Below are 19022 nucleotides of genomic sequence, written 5' to 3'. Positions count from 1 at the left end.
GAAAGTGTGAAGCGGATAACAGAGTCAGCCCCCTCCGGGAGAGGGGGCCGTTGAGAAGAGGGTTAGTGCGCCTTAACGGCGTTTTTTGCCCCTTTCTGTTTAAATAAATAGCCGACACCCAGGATACAAATCCATACCGGGATCAGGTAAACGGAAATTGCCATTCCCGGCGTCATCAGCATGATAACCAGCACCGCCGCCATAAAGAGCAGGCAGACCCAGTTGCCAAGCGGGTAGAGCAGCGCCGGGAAGCGCGGCGTAACGCCCTGTTGCTGTTTCGCTTTGCGGAATTTCATGTGTGCGAGGCTAATCATCGCCCAGTTGATGACCAGTGCAGAGACAACCAGCGCCATCAGCAGGCCGAAAGCGGATTCCGGCGCCAGGTAGTTGATCAGTACGCACAGTGCAGTGACTACCGCGGATACCAGAATGGTGTTCACCGGTACGCCGCGTTTATCAACGGAAAGCAGGGCTTTCGGTGCGTTCCCCTGCTGCGCCAGGCCGAACAGCATGCGGCTGTTGCAGTAAACACAACTGTTGTAGACCGAGAGCGCCGCCGTCAGAACCACGATATTCAGGGCATTAGCCACCAATGTATCGCCCAGTTCATGGAAGATAAGTACAAACGGGCTAACGTCTGCCGTCACGCGCGTCCACGGCAGCAGAGAAAGCAGAACCGCCAGTGAACCCACATAGAAAATCAGAATGCGGTAGATAACCTGATTAGTCGCTTTCGGGATGCTCTGTTCCGGGTTATCGGCTTCTGCCGCCGTGATACCGACCAGCTCCAGCCCGCCAAAGGAGAACATGATAATAGCCATCATCATCACCAGCCCCTGCATGCCATGCGGCAGGAATCCACCCTGTTCCCACAGATTGCGTACCGTTGCCTGCTGGCCCGCGTTGCCGCTGAACAGCAGCCAGCCGCCGAACAGGATCATGCCGACAACCGCGACGACTTTAATAATGGCGAACCAGAACTCCATTTCACCAAATACTTTTACGTTGGTGAGGTTAATGGCGTTAATCAGGATGAAGAAGGCGGCCGCGGAAGCCCAGGTGGGGATCTCCGGATACCAGAACTGGACATATTTACCGACGGCGGTGAGCTCCGCCATGGCAACCAGTACGTACAGAACCCAGTAGTTCCAGCCTGAGGCGAAACCGGCGAAACTCCCCCAGTATTTATAGGCAAAGTGGCTGAATGACCCGGCTACCGGCTCTTCCACAACCATTTCGCCTAGCTGGCGCATGATCAGGAAGGCAATAAAGCCTGCAATGGCATAACCCAGAATAATGCCAGGACCCGCTGACTGGATAACGGAGGCACTGCCGAGAAACAGGCCCGTTCCGATAGCTCCACCCAGTGCGATAAGCTGGATATGGCGGTTTTTGAGGCCGCGCTTTAGCTGATCGCCGTGCTGTTGACCTTCCATCATGAAACCTCGTGTGTGGTTGTTATTTGTACGTGTGTAATCATGAAATTCCGTTTTCTGTATTCTTTTATTTACGAATGAGCGTGAATAAAAATGAGAGGAACTCTTTCGCCCAGGGAAGAATAGTGGTAAGCGGGCGGAAATGCACCTGCTTTATGAGTGGTTGATGACGGATTGAATAAAAAGAAACCATTTGTAAGTTTAACAAAGGTTCAGGTGGTGGATAAAAATGTCCCCTTTCTGAGTATTTATTGAATAGTTATTCATTTATTGCGTGAGTGAAACGCTTCAGTTTGCGTAGTATTCGTTTGTTTTTCGTTAATTGTACTTCTTTCGTGGTAAAGGCATCTTTTGTGCGAAGTTACATTTTTGAAACATCATTTCTGTGAAGTTGTTAAAAAGTGCGTGGTTTACTGATTTCAATCAAAACCTGTATGGACAGAAGGTGAATACTTTGTTACTTTAGCGCTACGAACTTGAAATTGGTAAGACCAATTGACTACGGGCTTATGGCAGAGACAGGGAACTATGGCCTACAGCAAAATCCGCCAACCAAAACTTTCTGATGTGATTGAGCAGCAGTTGGAGTTTTTGATTCTTGAGGGGACGCTACGCCCCGGCGAAAAACTTCCACCTGAACGCGAACTGGCGAAACAGTTCGACGTTTCCCGTCCTTCGCTGCGTGAGGCGATCCAACGTCTCGAAGCGAAAGGGTTACTGCTTCGTCGCCAGGGCGGCGGGACTTTTGTACAAAGCAGCCTGTGGCAGAGCTTCAGCGACCCGCTGGTAGAACTTCTGTCCGACCACCCTGAATCCCAGTTTGATCTGCTTGAAACCCGTCATGCGCTTGAAGGTATCGCTGCCTATTACGCAGCGCTGCGCAGCACTGATGAAGACCGCGAACGTATTCGCGAACTGCATCAGGCCATCGAACGGGCTCAACAATCGGGCGACCTTGACGCTGAGTCGAGCGCCGTCGTCCAGTATCAAATCGCTGTAACCGAAGCCGCCCACAATGTGGTGTTGCTCCATTTGCTAAGGTGTATGGAGCCCATGCTGGCACAAAATGTTCGTCAAAACTTCGAATTGCTGTATGCGCGACGCGAGATGCTTCCGCAGGTCAGCAATCATCGCACCCGAATTTTCGAGGCGATTGTCGCCGGTGAGCCGGAGCAGGCGCGTGAAGCGTCGCACCGTCACCTGGCGTTTATTGAAGAGATTTTGCTGGACAGGAGCCGTGAACAGAGCCGTCGTGAACGCTCGTTACGTCGCCTGCAACAGCGTAAGGATTGAGTTTTTTCTGGCAGCGGTTTTACCAGAAAGATGTGATAAGCGCCGATAAATGTGCGCGGCAACTAACGCAGAACCTGTCTTATTGTGTTTTCCCCTGAAAGCACAATGGGACAGGTTCCAGATAAATCAACGTACTAGATAGATAAGGAAAAACCCATGTCAGAACGTTTCCCAAATGACGTGGATCCGATCGAAACTCGCGACTGGCTACAGGCGATCGAATCGGTCATCCGTGAAGAAGGTGTTGAGCGCGCTCAGTATCTGATCGACCAGGTACTGTCTGAAGCCCGTAAAGGCGGCGTTCAGGTAGCGGCTGGTGCAGGTGCTAGCGGTTATGTAAACACTATTGCCGTTGAAGACGAACCGGAATACCCGGGCGATCTGGATCTGGAACGCCGCATCCGCTCTGCTATCCGCTGGAACGCGATTATGACCGTTCTGCGTGCGTCCAAGAAAGATCTGGAACTGGGTGGCCACATGGCATCCTTCCAGTCTTCCGCAACCTTCTACGAAGTGTGTTTCAACCACTTCTTCCGTGCGCGCAACGAGCAGGATGGCGGCGATCTGGTTTACTTCCAGGGTCACATCTCTCCGGGCGTTTACGCACGTGCATTCCTCGAAGGTCGTCTGACCGAAGAACAGATGAACAACTTCCGTCAGGAAGTTCACGGTAAAGGTCTTTCTTCTTACCCGCACCCGAAACTGATGCCAGAGTTCTGGCAGTTCCCGACCGTGTCTATGGGTCTGGGCCCAATCGGTGCGATCTACCAGGCGAAGTTCCTGAAATATCTGGAACACCGTGGCCTGAAAGATACTTCTAAACAAACCGTTTACGCGTTCCTCGGCGACGGCGAGATGGACGAACCGGAATCCAAAGGTGCGATCACTATCGCTACCCGTGAAAAACTGGATAACCTGGTCTTCGTTATCAACTGTAACCTGCAGCGTCTGGATGGCCCGGTCACCGGTAACGGCAAGATCATTAACGAACTGGAAGGCATCTTTGCGGGCGCTGGCTGGAACGTTATCAAGGTTATCTGGGGCGGTCGTTGGGATGAACTGCTGCGTAAAGACACCAGCGGTAAACTGATCCAGTTGATGGAAGAGACCGTCGACGGCGATTACCAGACCTTCAAATCCAAAGATGGCGCTTACGTGCGTGAGCACTTCTTCGGTAAATATCCGGAAACCGCAGCGCTGGTTGCTGACTGGACTGACGAGCAGATCTGGGCCCTGAACCGTGGTGGTCACGATCCGAAGAAAGTTTACGCGGCACTGAAAAAAGCGCAGGAAACCAAAGGCAAAGCAACTGTTATCCTGGCCCATACCATTAAAGGTTACGGCATGGGTGATACCGCTGAAGGTAAAAACATCGCTCACCAGGTGAAGAAAATGAACATGGACGGCGTGCGCTATATCCGCGACCGCTTCAATGTTCCGGTAACCGACGAGCAGGTTGAAAACCTCTCTTACCTGACCTTCCCGGAAGGTTCTGAAGAGCACACCTATCTGCACGCTCAGCGTCAGAAACTGCACGGTTATCTGCCAAGCCGCCAGACCCACTTCACTGAGAAGCTGGAAATGCCGACTCTGGAAGATTTCGCACCGCTGCTGGAAGAGCAGAACAAAGAGATCTCCACCACTATCGCTTTCGTTCGTGCCCTGAACGTGATGCTGAAGAACAAGTCGATCAAAGATCGTCTGGTTCCAATCATCGCCGATGAAGCGCGTACTTTCGGTATGGAAGGTCTGTTCCGTCAGATTGGTATCTACAGCCCGAACGGTCAGCAGTACACCCCGCAGGATCGTGAGCAGGTTGCTTACTACAAAGAAGACGAGAAAGGTCAGATCCTGCAGGAAGGTATCAACGAACTGGGTGCCGGCGCATCCTGGCTGGCTGCTGCGACCTCTTACAGCACCAACAATCTGCCGATGATCCCGTTCTACATCTACTACTCCATGTTCGGGTTCCAGCGTATCGGCGACCTGTGCTGGCAGGCAGGCGACCAACAGGCTCGCGGCTTCCTGGTAGGTGGTACTTCTGGTCGTACTACGCTTAACGGCGAAGGTCTGCAGCACGAAGATGGTCACAGCCATATTCAGTCTCTGACTATCCCGAACTGTATCTCTTACGATCCGTCTTACGCGTATGAAGTTGCGGTCATCATGCATGATGGTCTGGAGCGTATGTACGGTGAGAAACAAGAGAACGTTTACTACTACATCACCACCCTGAACGAAAACTACCACATGCCGGCCATGCCGGAAGGTGCTGAGGAAGGTATCCGTAAAGGTATCTACAAACTCGAAACCGTTGAAGGTAGCAAAGGTAAAGTTCAGTTGCTGGGCTCCGGTTCTATCCTGCGTCACGTCCGTGAAGCAGCACAGATCCTGGCGAAAGATTACGGCGTAGGCTCTGACGTTTACAGCGTCACCTCCTTCACTGAACTGGCGCGTGATGGCCAGGATTGTGAGCGCTGGAACATGCTGCACCCGCTGGAAACTCCGCGCGTTCCGTACATCGCTCAGGTGATGAACGACGCTCCGGCTGTGGCATCAACCGACTATATGAAACTGTTCGCCGAACAGGTACGTACTTATGTACCGGCTGACGACTATCGCGTGCTGGGTACGGATGGCTTCGGTCGTTCCGACAGCCGTGAGAACCTGCGTCACCACTTCGAAGTTGATGCTTCTTATGTGGTGGTGGCAGCGCTGGGCGAACTGGCTAAACGTGGCGAAATCGACAAGAAAGTGGTAGCGGATGCGATTACCAAATTCAACATCGATGCAGATAAAGTTAACCCGCGTCTGGCGTAAGAGGTAAAAGAATAATGGCTATCGAAATCAAAGTACCGGACATCGGGTCTGATGAAGTTGAAATCACCGAGATCCTGGTCAAAGTGGGCGACACAGTGGAAGCTGAACAGTCGCTGATCACCGTAGAAGGCGACAAAGCCTCTATGGAAGTTCCGTCTCCGCAGGCTGGCGTCGTAAAAGAGATCAAAGTCTCTGTCGGCGACAAAACCGAGACTGGCGCACTTATCATGATTTTCGATTCCGCCGACGGTGCAGCAGACGCTGCACCTGCTAAGGCAGAAGAGAAGAAAGAAGCGGCTCCGGCAGCAGCACCTGCTGCGGCAGCGGCGAAAGACGTTCATGTACCGGACATCGGCGGTGATGAAGTCGAAGTGACCGAGATCCTGGTTAAAGTGGGCGATACCGTTTCCGCTGAACAGTCTCTGATCACCGTGGAAGGTGACAAAGCTTCGATGGAAGTCCCTGCACCGTTCGCCGGTACAGTGAAAGAGATCAAAGTGAACACCGGTGACAAAGTTTCTACCGGCTCGCTGATCATGGTCTTCGAAGTAGCGGGTGCTGCACCTGCTGCGGCTCCGGCGAAAGCAGAAGCGGCTCCGGCGGCGGCTGCTCCGGCAGCATCCGGCGCGAAAGACGTTAACGTTCCAGATATCGGCGGCGACGAAGTTGAAGTTACCGAAGTGATGGTGAAAGTTGGCGACAAAATCGAAGCCGAACAGTCTCTGATTACCGTAGAAGGCGACAAAGCGTCTATGGAAGTTCCGGCACCGTTCGCGGGCACCGTGAAAGAGATCAAAATCAGCACCGGCGATAAAGTGAAAACCGGCTCCCTGATTATGGTCTTTGAAGTGGAAGGCGCTGCGCCTGCTGCGGCTCCGGCTGCTGCACCGGCTCAGGCTGCTTCCGCTCCGGCACCTGCGGCAGCTCCGGCTCCGGCGGCGAAAGCTGAAGGTAAATCTGACTTCGCAGAAAACGATGCTTATGTTCATGCAACGCCGGTGATTCGTCGCCTGGCGCGCGAATTTGGCGTTAACCTGGCGAAAGTGAAGGGCACGGGTCGTAAAGGCCGTATCCTGCGGGAAGACGTTCAGGCTTACGTGAAAGACGCGGTGAAACGCGCTGAAGCGGCTCCGGCTGCTGCCGCTGGCGGCGGTATCCCGGGCATGCTGCCATGGCCGAAAGTGGACTTCAGCAAGTTCGGTGAAATCGAAGAAGTGGAACTGGGTCGTATCCAGAAAATTTCTGGCGCGAACCTGAGCCGTAACTGGGTAATGATCCCGCACGTTACGCACTTCGACAAAACGGATATCACCGATCTGGAAGCGTTCCGTAAGCAACAGAATGCCGAAGCTGAGAAGCGCAAACTGGATGTGAAATTCACCCCGGTTGTGTTCATCATGAAAGCGGTTGCTGCGGCGCTTGAGCAGATGCCTCGCTTCAACAGCTCTCTGTCCGAAGATGGCCAGAAACTGACGCTGAAGAAATACATCAACATTGGCGTGGCGGTTGATACCCCGAACGGCCTGGTAGTTCCGGTCTTTAAAGACGTGAACAAGAAGAGCATCACCGAGCTGTCTCGCGAACTGACCACCATCTCCAAAAAAGCGCGTGATGGTAAGCTGACGGCTGGCGAAATGCAGGGCGGTTGCTTCACTATCTCCAGCATCGGCGGCCTGGGTACCACCCACTTCGCGCCGATTGTTAACGCGCCGGAAGTGGCTATCCTCGGTGTCTCCAAATCAGCGATGGAGCCGGTTTGGAACGGGAAAGAGTTTGTACCGCGTCTGATGATGCCGATTTCTCTCTCCTTCGACCACCGCGTGATCGACGGTGCTGATGGTGCTCGCTTTATCACCATCATTAACAACACACTGTCTGACATTCGCCGCCTGGTGATGTAATCGAAAAAGCCGGCCTGACGGCCGGCTTTTTTCTGATAATCTCAGGGAAGTTTTGGGGTTATTAGCAACAAAGGACAAAATCGTTTGCCGTTTGTTGTTTCAAAATTGTTAACAATTTTGTAATATAAACGCGGATAGAACGTCCCGGTGGATATGGGCGACAAGAGTACCCAGGACCGCCGGAAATAATTAAGAGGTCATGATGAGTACTGAAATTAAAACTCAGGTCGTGGTACTTGGGGCGGGCCCGGCAGGCTACTCTGCTGCTTTCCGTTGCGCGGATTTAGGTCTGGAGACCGTCATCGTAGAACGTTACAGCACCCTCGGCGGTGTTTGTCTGAACGTCGGCTGTATCCCTTCTAAAGCACTGCTGCACGTAGCAAAAGTTATCGAAGAAGCCAAAGCACTGGCTGACCACGGTATCGTCTTCGGCGAGCCGAAAACCGATATCGACAAGATTCGTACCTGGAAAGAAAAAGTTATCACTCAACTGACTGGCGGTCTGGCCGGTATGGCGAAAGGCCGTAAAGTGAAAGTGGTTAACGGTCTGGGTAAATTTACCGGGGCCAACACCCTGGAAGTGGAAGGCGAAAACGGCAAAACCGTGATCAACTTCGACAACGCGATCATCGCGGCGGGTTCCCGTCCGATTCAGTTACCGTTTATTCCGCATGACGATCCGCGCGTTTGGGATTCCACCGACGCTCTGGAACTGAAAGAAGTACCAAAACGCCTGCTGGTTATGGGTGGCGGTATCATCGGTCTGGAAATGGGTACCGTGTACCATGCGCTGGGTTCACAGATTGACGTGGTTGAAATGTTCGACCAGGTTATCCCGGCTGCCGACAAAGACGTGGTTAAAGTCTTCACCAAACGCATCGGTAAGAAATTCAATCTGATGCTGGAAACCAAAGTGACTGCCGTTGAAGCTAAAAAAGACGGTATCTACGTTTCTATGGAAGGCAAGAAAGCGCCTGCTGAAGCTCAGCGTTACGACGCGGTTCTGGTAGCAATCGGCCGTGTGCCGAATGGTAAAAACCTCGACGCGGGCAAAGCTGGCGTGGAAGTTGACGACCGTGGCTTCATCCACGTCGACAAACAACTGCGTACTAACGTACCGCACATCTTTGCTATCGGCGATATCGTCGGTCAGCCGATGCTGGCGCACAAAGGTGTTCACGAAGGTCACGTTGCCGCTGAAGTTATCGCCGGTAAGAAACACTACTTCGACCCGAAAGTTATCCCATCCATTGCCTACACTGAACCAGAAGTGGCATGGGTTGGCCTGACTGAGAAAGAAGCGAAAGAAAAAGGCATCAGCTATGAAACCGCCACCTTCCCGTGGGCTGCTTCTGGCCGTGCTATCGCTTCCGACTGCGCAGACGGTATGACCAAACTGATTTTCGACAAAGAATCTCACCGTGTGATCGGTGGCGCGATTGTCGGCACCAACGGCGGCGAGCTGCTGGGTGAAATCGGTCTGGCTATCGAGATGGGCTGTGACGCGGAAGACATCGCGCTGACCATCCATGCTCACCCGACCCTGCATGAATCTGTTGGCCTGGCCGCAGAAGTGTACGAAGGTAGCATCACCGACCTGCCAAACCCGAAAGCGAAGAAGAAGTAAGTTTCTGAGCGAGTCGCCTGATGGCGGCAAACAAAAAAGCGGCTATTCAGCCGCTTTTTTTTACTCTTCCGGCTGCCATGGCGCTGCCGCGTCAAAGCGGGTTATTGCCGCCACTTTCTCCGCCGTTTCCTCACCGAAGTCTGCCTGATAGACCCGATCGTCCTGGCTGACCATAAAACTCATCACCCCGGTTTCTCCATACTCCACGGGCCAGGCGATGAGTGCAAAGCCATCGGATTGATTACTGTCGATAATGCGAAAACGGTAGCCGTGATAACCTTCACCCGGCGTTACCGGGCTGAACGCTGGCCCAAGCGGGCTTGGCGTTTCACCAGGCTTTGCCGCCCAGTACAGACCATCTTGCTGACCTTCACTACTGATAAGTTTGCTGGCATAACGCTGTTTACGCAGGCGGTAATCCTCCTGCGCATCAACGTAAGCATGCATCGCGCCAATCGCTGAGAGTTCGTTGCGCCCGATGGTGCGGGTGAGGATCTCCTCCTGCGCGGCCTGCATATCAAAATGCCAGCCAGCCTCCGTTTTGATGATAGGCAGGGGGAGTTGCCAGCTATCGGCGCCGACATTGATGTGTGCGGTATCGCCCTGTTGTTCAATGCGATGGCTGATTTTCCAGTCTCGTTCAAAGCGGGCAACGGCTTCCGGATCTGCCCCTTCCGGTGGTAAAAATTGTCGCCAGTTCTCGCCCAGCAGTGCGCTGAGCTGTGGTTCATTACGGGTGCTGACCGCATTAGCAAAGGCCGTTGCGGCGTCCTGTGGATTAACAAACTGCTGCTGTGCAAAACTCACCAGAGGGAGCGAGAACAGCAACGTGCTGAGAAGGATCTTTTTCATAGTGCGCTCTCTTATCGACGGTGAAATTCCCGGTGCTCAGAAACCCGTTCGCGAACGGCTTCCCGGTTGGTGTTACGCACAACGTTGCGGCTTTGCTGCCCGCGTTGCGCCTGCTGTTGCCAGGACGGCGCTCGACTTTCGTTGCCGCTGAAGAGGTTGGCGTTGGATGCCGCCATACGTTGATGCACATTTTCCTGCCGCTGCTGACGTTGCTCCGGGGTGATGGTGCTGCGACGTTGCTGCACGTTTTCATGTCGTTGTTGACGCTGTTCGGGTGAGCGCTGCTGCTGGAGCCTCTCTTTGTGCTGCTCCGGTGTGCTATTACTGAGCCGTTGCTGTACCTGCCTTTTTGATGCTTCGCGCTGGCTGGTGGTTCGCGGGGTATCGTAACCCCGATAGTTATCCCGCTGTGCTATCTGCTGCAGTTGCTTTGATGCTGCCTGACGCTGAGCGTCTTTCGGTACAGCGCCGATCGATTGCGTTGGCACTTTAATGCCGCCCTGCGAGAGTTTGTCCATCGCCGCCTGCCGTTGACTGTCGCGGCTTGCCGTATTCTGCGTCGCGCTCAGGCCGCCTGGAACGTTGGTTTGGTGGAACTGATTCGCCAGCGTGTTAGTGGGATAGGGCACCTGGTTGCGGTACGCCGGGTTATGTTGCCAGCGTGCGGTATTGCCTTGTAAGTTCTGCCCGGTGATGTGGTTGAAGTTATCGACATTAATGTTGATGTTGTTGTCGCCGTTGCGGTTGTAGTCGCCATGGTGATAATCATCGTCGTGGTGATGATCGTCATCATCCCAGTCGATGTTGCTGAAGAGTGCATAAGTGGTGGCGACACCTAAGCTATAGCCAAAGCCTTTTACCAGGCTGTTGGTAAACTCCTCACCGGGAGACGGCGGAATATAAACCGGTGGATAGGCGGGCGTCGGCCAGGTGCCATACACCGTCGATGGGTTGTAGCTCGGTACGTACACCACCTGTGGGTCGGTCGGCTCTATTTTGATAACCGTTGGTGCTGGCGCACTATTATGCGCCGTTGATTGCGCGGTGGTTGCGGTAGTGGAGGTTGATGCCGGGGCGACGCTCTGTTTTGGGACGCTGGTGACGGTTTGCTGCGGCGTCGATTTTAACGTGCCGGTTTGCTGCGCCAGCGCGCGCAGTTGCTGCACGGCGTCCATCACATCCTGCGGCTGTGCCAGAAAGGCATTACCCAAATTTTCTACCCATACGGGGTCTTGCCCCATCATGGCCATCAATGGCGGGAAGGCGACCAGGGATTTCACGCTGGCATCCCACGGCTGGTCAGAAACGGCCTGAATCGCGGGATCGCCCTGTAACGAAGGGTGATCCTTTGACCATTGTACCGCCTGAACGACATTTGCCGGGTAGGTCGACGCCATCAATACCTGCGACAGCAGCGCATCAGGGTAAAGCGCAATCGGGGCAACCCATTGATTAATTTGCGCTGGGGTATAGGTGGTTTTCACCTCAGGCGCAGCGGCGGGAGCAGGTGTTGCCACCGGGGCTACGACCGTCGCGGGGGCGGCTGGTGCGGGTTCAACGGGGGCGCGGCTTTTAACGTACAGCGTACCGGCAGCGGCAAGCAACCCCGCGCTGCATATCAGCGCGAGCACGTGAGGCTTAAAGGGCAGGTTCATATTTATACTCCCGATTTCTGAAGAAATCGCCAGGTCGATACGCCTGCATTCGGCAGGTACGATAAAGCGTGAGTATAAAGAGACGATAGTTTAATTTTTGATTAATCTTGGGATAAATTAGACAGATTAATAGTTGAGCAAGGGAATTATGTGACGAAAGATTTCAGCTAATAATTCCCCTTTTAGGGAAAGGGTACTTTTTATAGACCATCCTTAACGATTCAGCCAATATTTTATGTTGCTTTTTTGTAAACAGATTAACACCTCTCTAAATTCCTGTTATTCTGCCATCTGCGGTACCCGGCCTCCCCCCTACAAACTGCTGTCTCACAGGAGCATGAAGAAGAGCCGACCGCATATGACAATGAGAGCGAGGAGATACCGTCGTGCTAAAAGAATACCGTGAGCACGTAGCTGAGCGTGCCGCCGAAGGGATTGTTGCTAAACCCCTGGACGCAACCCAAATGGCCGCGCTGGTTGAGCTGCTGAAGAACCCGCCTGCTGGCGAAGAAGAATTCCTGTTAGACCTGTTGATTAATCGTGTACCGCCGGGCGTTGATGAAGCTGCTTATGTCAAAGCCGGATTCCTTGCTGCTGTCGCTAAAGGCGAAGCCACTTCCCCGCTGATTACACCAGAAAAAGCCATCGAACTGCTGGGCACCATGCAGGGCGGCTACAACATTCACCCGCTGATTGACGCGCTGGACGATGCGAAACTGGCACCGATTGCTGCCAAAGCGCTCTCCCACACCCTGCTGATGTTCGATAACTTCTACGATGTAGAAGAGAAAGCGAAAGCGGGCAACGCTTACGCGAAGCAGGTGATTCAGTCCTGGGCCGATGCCGAATGGTTCCTGAGCCGTCCGCCGCTGGCGGAAAAAATTACCGTCACTGTTTTCAAAGTGACCGGCGAAACCAACACTGATGACCTCTCACCGGCACCGGATGCCTGGTCGCGCCCGGATATCCCGTTGCACGCGCTGGCGATGCTGAAAAACGCCCGTGAAGGGATCGAACCGGATCAACCCGGCGTGGTTGGCCCGATCAAACAGATCGAAGCCCTGCAACAGAAAGGTTTCCCGCTGGCTTACGTGGGCGATGTTGTCGGTACCGGTTCTTCGCGTAAATCGGCGACCAACTCCGTGCTGTGGTTCATGGGTGACGATATCCCGCATGTACCGAATAAGCGCGGCGGTGGCCTGTGCCTGGGCGGCAAAATTGCACCTATCTTCTTCAACACCATGGAAGATGCGGGCGCGCTGCCAATTGAAGTGGACGTTAACGACCTGAACATGGGCGACGTGATTGACGTTTACCCGTACAAGGGCGAAGTACGTAACCACGAAACCGGCGAACTGCTGGCAAGCTTTGAACTGAAAACCGACGTGCTGATCGACGAAGTGCGCGCCGGTGGCCGTATTCCGCTGATCATCGGTCGCGGTCTGACCACCAAAGCGCGTGAATCACTCGGCCTGCCGCACAGCGATGTGTTCCGTCAGGCGAAAGACGTGGCGGAAAGCAGCCGTGGCTACTCGCTGGCGCAGAAAATGGTGGGCCGCGCCTGTGGCGTGAAAGGCATTCGTCCGGGCGCATACTGCGAACCGAAGATGACCTCTGTGGGTTCTCAGGACACCACTGGCCCAATGACCCGTGACGAACTGAAAGACCTGGCGTGCCTGGGCTTCTCTTCTGACCTGGTGATGCAGTCCTTCTGCCATACCGCCGCTTATCCGAAGCCGGTTGACGTGACCACGCACCATACGCTGCCAGACTTCATCATGAACCGTGGCGGCGTCTCGCTGCGTCCGGGTGATGGTGTTATTCACTCCTGGCTGAACCGCATGCTGCTGCCGGATACCGTCGGTACGGGTGGTGACTCCCACACCCGTTTCCCTATCGGTATCTCCTTCCCGGCGGGCTCCGGCCTGGTGGCGTTTGCTGCCGCGACCGGCGTCATGCCGCTGGATATGCCTGAATCCGTTCTGGTGCGCTTCAAAGGTAAAATGCAGCCGGGTATTACCCTGCGCGACCTGGTTCACGCCATCCCGCTGTATGCCATCAAACAGGGCCTGCTGACCGTTGAGAAGAAAGGTAAGAAGAACATCTTCTCTGGTCGAATCCTGGAAATCGAAGGCCTGCCGGATCTGAAAGTTGAACAGGCGTTTGAGCTGACCGATGCCTCCGCTGAGCGTTCTGCTGCGGGTTGTACCATCAAGCTGAACAAAGAGCCGATTATCGAGTACCTGAACTCCAACATCGTTCTGCTGAAGTGGATGATCGCCGAAGGCTACGGCGACCGCCGCACCCTGGAGCGTCGTGTTCAGGGCATGGAAAAATGGCTGGCGAATCCTGAACTGCTGGAAGGCGATGCAGATGCAGAATACGCGGCGGTGATCGACATCGATCTGGCTGATATTAAAGAGCCGATTCTGTGCGCGCCGAACGATCCGGATGACGCGCGTCTGCTCTCTGACGTACAGGGCGAGAAGATCGACGAAGTATTTATCGGTTCCTGCATGACCAACATCGGTCACTTCCGTGCCGCGGGTAAACTGCTGGATGCGCATAAAGGCCAGTTGCCGACCCGCCTGTGGGTGGCGCCGCCAACCCGTATGGATGCCGCGCAACTGACGGAAGAGGGCTACTACAGCGTCTTCGGTAAGAGCGGCGCGCGTATCGAGATCCCGGGTTGCTCACTGTGCATGGGGAACCAGGCGCGAGTGGCGGATGGCGCGACGGTGGTTTCCACCTCTACGCGTAACTTCCCGAACCGTCTGGGTACTGGCGCGAACGTCTTCCTGGCTTCTGCGGAACTGGCAGCCGTCGCAGCGCTGATCGGCAAACTGCCGACGCCGGACGAGTATCAGACCTATGTGGCGCAGGTGGATAAAACCGCTGTCGACACTTACCGCTATCTGAACTTCGACCAGCTTTCTCAGTACACCGAGAAAGCGGACGGGGTGATTTTCCAGACTGCGGTGTAATGCGTTAACCCATTTAGGGTGAAAATGCATCAATGCCCGAAGAAGCCTGCTTCTTCGGGCATTTTTATTTCCGTTCCTTCTACCCGCCCCGCTATTTTTTTTCGGCTGGGCTGCGATAATTACATCATGGTGCAACGCGATACAGACGTGTTGCCGGGAGTAGAGGAACACATTATGGATTACGAATTTCTGCGCGACGTTACCGGTGTGGTAAAAGTGCGCATGTCCATGGGTCATGAAGTGGTCGGGCATTGGTTTAATGAAGAAGTGAAAGAAAACCTGGCTCTGCTTGATGAAGTGGAACAGGCGGCACAGGCGGTGAAAGGCAGCGAGCGCACCTGGCAACGAGCAGGGCATGAATACACGCTGTGGCTGGATGGCGAAGAGGTGATGATCCGCGCCAATCAGCTTGAGTTTACGGGCGATGAAATGGAAGAGGGGATGAACTACTACGACGAAGAGAGTTTATCCCTGTGCGGCGTTGAAGATTTTCTACAGGTGGTCGCGGCCTATCGCGATTTTCTCAGGCAGCGGTGAACTGATGACTACGCCTTAGCAGGCCTGCGATGGGCCAGGCCTGCTAAGCGAATCGCCATCAGGCGATATTGCGCGCGTAGTAAATCTCGCGCATCTCCTTCCATAATGCGGCGGTGATCTCTTTGCGCTCGCTTTCCGTTAAGTCTTCCGGTTTGGTGTGGAACATGTAGTGCTTCAGGTCGAACTCTTTGAGCATCATCTTGGTGTGGAAGATGTTCTCCTGATAGACGTTCACATCTACCATGTCGTACAGCGACTTCATATCCTCAGACATAAAGTTCTGAATCGAGTTGATCTCATGATCGATAAAGTGCTTCATGCCGTTGATGTCGCGGGTGAAGCCACGAACACGATAGTCAATGGTGACGATATCGGATTCGAGCTGGTGAATAAGGTAGTTCAACGCGTTGAGCGGTGAAATCACGCCGCAAGTTGAAACCTCGATATCCGCACGGAAGGTGCACAGCCCGCTTTCCGGATGGCTTTCCGGATAGGTATGGACGCAGATGTGGCTTTTATCCAGATGCGCGACGACGGCTTCCGGCAGAGGGCCTGGATGCTCCGTCTTATCGATAAGCTGCGGGTCGACAGGTTCTTCGCTCACCAGGATGGTGACGCTTGCGCCTTGTGGTTCATAATCCTGGCGGGCGATGTTGAGAATATTCGCGCCAATAATCGAGCAGGTTTCTGACAGGATCTCTGTCAGGCGGTTAGCATTGTAGAGTTCATCGATATAGGCGATGTAACCATCGCGCTCTTCTGCGGTTTTGGCGTAGCAGATATCGTAAATACAAAAACTCAGGCTTTTGGTCAGGTTGTTAAAGCCGTGCAGTTTCAGTTTTTTCAATTTTCGTCACCCCCTTAGCGTTACTGTGTGGACAGTGCGTCATGTAGATATTGCGGCAGCGCGAACGCCCCGGTATGGATGGCCGGATTGTAGTAGCGGCATTTCAGTTTCGCGCTGTGGAAGCGCGCCTGGATTATCTCGGTGGATAAGTGACGTAGCGCCGGGTTATCCGTCGCCCAGGCAAAGGTCATAATGCCGCCGAAATAGGTTGGAATTGCCGCCTGATAGAAGCTCACGTCGCTGAAGTATTGGCTGAGCTTGCGGTGACTGTCCAAAGCCTCATCCTGTTGCAGGAAGCAAACGCCGTTCTGCGCGACAAAAATCCCGCCCGGCTTCAGGCAGCGTTTACAGCCTTCATAAAACGCTGAAGTGAAAAGCGATTCGCCGGGGCCAATCGGGTCGGTGCAGTCGGAGATAATGACGTCAAAGGTCTGTGATGTTTGATTGACGAAGTTGACACCATCATCAATTACCAACTGGAAACGCGGGTCGTCGTAAGCGCCTGCGCTGTGATTAGGCAAATATTGGCGGCAGAAGGAGACCACGCCTGCGTCGATTTCTACCATGGTGATGGTTTCAATATTTTGGTGGCGGCTCACTTCCCGCAGCATTGCGCCATCGCCACCGCCGATGATCAGCACATGCTTCGCCTGGCCATGGGCCAGCAGCGGAACGTGGGTCATCATTTCGTGATAGATAAACTCATCGCGCTCGGTCGTTTGTACCACACCATCCAGCGCCATCACGCGGCCAAAGGCGGCATTTTCGAAAATGATCAAATCCTGGTGATCGGTTTTCTCATGCCAGAGAATGTTATCAACGGCAAAATACTGACCAAACTGGTCATGCAGCGTTTCATGCCATACGGCGTTGTCGGCCATAGTTTGAACCCTCCTTTGTTAACACCTTTGAAACAGGCGCAACATAATAGCTAACAATAACCGCAGGTGCACGGTCGTTTTTTTAGCAGGAAGGCAGAGAGAGGTTATTTCACGTAGGCGAGCAGGCTCAGGGAGTCGCGGGCCAGTGATTTACATTTTTTCGCCGTAGGGATGCCAATACCGCTGAGATCGCGATAGCTGTCTTCGCCGAGCGATTTCATGTCGAAGGTATCGTAGTTGCTGAGATCCCACTGATTTTGTTGGGCAAAGAAAACGAGGGCTCGACGAATCTGGCCGTTGGGGAGATTTTGGTAACCGCAGTCGTTTTTCAGGAACACAAATACCGCCGTGAGATCGGCCATGTCTTCTGCTTCAGACTCGCTTAATGCATAGCTGTAACTGGACGTGGCTAACAGACATCCAAGCAGCATTGTACGGAAAAACGTCTTCATTTCTTCTACCTTACCTCGTCGAGATTCAACGTTAGCACACTTCCTGTTGGGACGCAGAGCCTTTTTCAACGCTTCTTACTTGACCTTCCCGCAAGGGTAGGGTTTAAGCTTAAATTTTCACCCGCAGCCAGCAAAAGGATGTAATGATGCAACGTCGTGAATTTCTCAAATTGAGCGCAGCCGTCAGCGTGGCGAGCGCCTTACCTCTCTGGAGTCGCGCGGTTTTTGCCGCTGAGCGACCCGCACTACCCATTCCTGGTTTGCTGGCTGCCGATGCGCGCAGTTCAGTGACGCTGACCGTTCAGGCAGGGAAAACGCAGTTTGGCGCGAAAAGCGCGACGACATGGGGTTATAACGGTAACTTACTGGGCCCGGCGATACAGTTGACGAAGGGGAAATCCATCACCGTCAACATTCATAACCAACTGGCGGAGGAAACCACCGTGCACTGGCATGGGCTGGAGATCCCCGGTGAAGTCGATGGTGGGCCGCAGGGTATCATTAAACCTGGCGACACACGAACGGTGTCATTCACCCCCGATCAACGTGCGGCAACCTGCTGGTTCCACCCGCATCAACATGGCAAAACGGGGCATCAGGTGGCGATGGGGTTAGCAGGGCTGGTGCTGATTGAAGATGACGAAATACGCCGTCTGATGTTGCCGAAACAGTGGGGTATCGATGATGTGCCGGTCATTATTCAGGACAAGAAATTCAGCGCTGACGGGGAAATTGATTATCAGCTCGACGTCATGACCGCCGCCGTTGGCTGGTTTGGCGATACCCTGCTGACGAACGGAACGCTTTACCCGCAACACGCCGCACCGCGCGGCTGGCTGCGCCTGCGTTTACTGAATGGATGTAACGCGCGCTCCCTTACGATTGCCGCCAGCGACAATCGCCCGCTTTACGTGATTGCCAGCGATGGCGGGTTACTCCCTGAGCCGGTGAAAGTGAGCGAGCTACCGATGCTGATGGGGGAGCGTTTTGAATTGCTGGTAGAGACCCGCGACGGTAAACCGTTTGATCTCGTCACGTTGCCGGTCAACCAGATGGGCATGACCGTTGCGCCGTTCGACAAAGCGCATCCGGTGCTGCGCGTACAGCCTGTTATCATTAATGCTTCCGGGGAGTTGCCGGACGTGCTCGCATCGATGCCTGCGCTGCCTTCGTTGGATGGCCTGACGAGACGCACGCTACAGCTCTCTATGGATCCCATGCTCGATATGATGGGTATGCAGGCGCTGATGAAAAAGTACGGTGCGGGCGCGATGGGGAATATGCAGCACGGCGGGATGATGGGCCACGGCAATATGGAACACGGTAATATGGAACACGGCAACATGGGGCATATGAACCACGGCGGCGGCGGTTTCGATTTCCATAATGCCAACCGTATTAATGGCAAAGCGTTCGACATGAATACGCCGATGTTCGCCGCCGCGAAAGGGCAGTATGAGCGCTGGTCTATCTCTGGTAAGGGCGACATGATGCTGCATCCGTTCCATATCCACGGTACCCAGTTCCGCATTTTGTCGGAAAACGGCAAGCCGCCTGCGGCGCATCGTGCGGGATGGAAAGATACGGTTCGTGTGGAAGGTGACGTGAGTGAAGTTTTAGTGAAATTCGATCATGACGCGCCGAAAGAGCATGCTTATATGGCGCACTGTCATCTGCTGGAGCATGAAGATACGGGAATGATGTTAGGCTTTACGGTATAAGAAAGGCCCTCACCCT

Annotated in this window: 13 protein-coding genes; 7 read left to right on the top strand and 6 right to left on the bottom strand. The window is 54.0% G+C overall.

Annotated elements, in window-relative coordinates; genetic code table 11:
• Positions 1–62: 62 nt before the first annotated feature.
• Positions 63–1439: an aromatic amino acid transporter AroP gene (aroP, locus tag VSR74_RS09320; protein ID WP_347794466.1), complete on the bottom strand. Its 1377-nt coding sequence runs from the start codon at positions 1437–1439 to the stop codon at positions 63–65.
• Between the two features lie 525 nt (positions 1440–1964).
• Here aroP and pdhR point away from each other — a divergent pair.
• From pdhR to lpdA, 4 genes are all read left to right on the top strand, one after another.
• Complete coding sequence (gene pdhR, locus VSR74_RS09315; protein ID WP_015965898.1) at positions 1965–2729, top strand: pyruvate dehydrogenase complex transcriptional repressor PdhR; 765 nt, start codon at positions 1965–1967, stop codon at positions 2727–2729.
• A 156-nt stretch (positions 2730–2885) separates the two neighbouring features.
• On the top strand, positions 2886–5549 hold the full coding sequence (gene aceE / locus VSR74_RS09310; protein WP_347794465.1) for a pyruvate dehydrogenase (acetyl-transferring), homodimeric type: 2664 nt from the start codon (positions 2886–2888) through the stop codon (positions 5547–5549).
• 14 nt (positions 5550–5563) lie between these two features.
• Entirely contained in the window at positions 5564–7450 is a 1887-nt protein-coding gene (aceF, locus tag VSR74_RS09305) for a pyruvate dehydrogenase complex dihydrolipoyllysine-residue acetyltransferase (RefSeq protein WP_347794464.1), read from the top strand.
• Positions 7451–7652: 202 nt separating this feature from the next.
• Positions 7653–9077: a dihydrolipoyl dehydrogenase gene (lpdA, locus tag VSR74_RS09300; RefSeq protein ID WP_347794463.1), complete on the top strand. Its 1425-nt coding sequence runs from the start codon at positions 7653–7655 to the stop codon at positions 9075–9077.
• A 60-nt stretch (positions 9078–9137) separates the two neighbouring features.
• On the opposite strand, the gene VSR74_RS09295 is transcribed toward lpdA, so the two are convergent.
• Both VSR74_RS09295 and VSR74_RS09290 read right to left on the bottom strand, forming a co-directional pair.
• On the bottom strand, positions 9138–9929 hold the full coding sequence (locus VSR74_RS09295; RefSeq protein ID WP_347794462.1) for a DUF2950 family protein: 792 nt from the start codon (positions 9927–9929) through the stop codon (positions 9138–9140).
• Between the two features lie 11 nt (positions 9930–9940).
• Positions 9941–11584, bottom strand: coding sequence for a DUF3300 domain-containing protein (locus VSR74_RS09290; RefSeq protein ID WP_347794461.1), 1644 nt, complete (start codon positions 11582–11584; stop codon positions 9941–9943).
• A 386-nt stretch (positions 11585–11970) separates the two neighbouring features.
• Between VSR74_RS09290 and acnB the strand changes: the two genes are divergently transcribed.
• Both acnB and yacL read left to right on the top strand, forming a co-directional pair.
• A complete protein-coding gene (acnB, locus tag VSR74_RS09285; RefSeq protein ID WP_347794460.1) occupies positions 11971–14568 on the top strand; it encodes a bifunctional aconitate hydratase 2/2-methylisocitrate dehydratase in 2598 nt (865 codons plus the stop codon).
• 174 nt (positions 14569–14742) lie between these two features.
• Positions 14743–15105 carry a protein YacL gene (yacL, locus tag VSR74_RS09280; RefSeq protein WP_347794459.1) on the top strand — a complete coding sequence of 121 codons (363 nt, stop codon included), beginning with the start codon at positions 14743–14745 and terminating at the stop codon, positions 15103–15105.
• A gap of 58 nt (positions 15106–15163) precedes the next feature.
• On the opposite strand, the gene speD is transcribed toward yacL, so the two are convergent.
• The 3 genes from speD to VSR74_RS09265 all read right to left on the bottom strand — a co-directional run bounded on the left by speD (position 15164) and on the right by VSR74_RS09265 (position 17285).
• A complete protein-coding gene (gene speD, locus VSR74_RS09275; RefSeq protein ID WP_347794458.1) occupies positions 15164–15952 on the bottom strand; it encodes an adenosylmethionine decarboxylase in 789 nt (262 codons plus the stop codon).
• A 20-nt stretch (positions 15953–15972) separates the two neighbouring features.
• Positions 15973–16833 (bottom strand): polyamine aminopropyltransferase, encoded by an 861-nt coding sequence (gene speE / locus VSR74_RS09270; protein WP_347794457.1) that lies wholly within the window; start codon positions 16831–16833, stop codon positions 15973–15975.
• A 104-nt stretch (positions 16834–16937) separates the two neighbouring features.
• The gene (locus VSR74_RS09265; protein ID WP_347794456.1) at positions 16938–17285 is read right to left on the bottom strand and encodes a YacC family pilotin-like protein; all 348 of its coding nucleotides are present in this window, start codon (positions 17283–17285) and stop codon (positions 16938–16940) included.
• A 146-nt stretch (positions 17286–17431) separates the two neighbouring features.
• On the opposite strand from VSR74_RS09265, the gene cueO reads away from it, so the two are divergent.
• Positions 17432–19006, top strand: a complete 1575-nt coding sequence (gene cueO / locus VSR74_RS09260; protein WP_347794868.1) for a multicopper oxidase CueO — start codon at positions 17432–17434, stop codon at positions 19004–19006.
• Positions 19007–19022: the final 16 nt, after the last annotated feature.

This window comes from Pseudocitrobacter cyperus (assembly GCF_039889165.1).
Lineage (GTDB): Bacteria > Pseudomonadota > Gammaproteobacteria > Enterobacterales > Enterobacteriaceae > Pseudocitrobacter > Pseudocitrobacter cyperus.
This window is presented reverse-complemented; position numbering and strand designations above follow the sequence as displayed.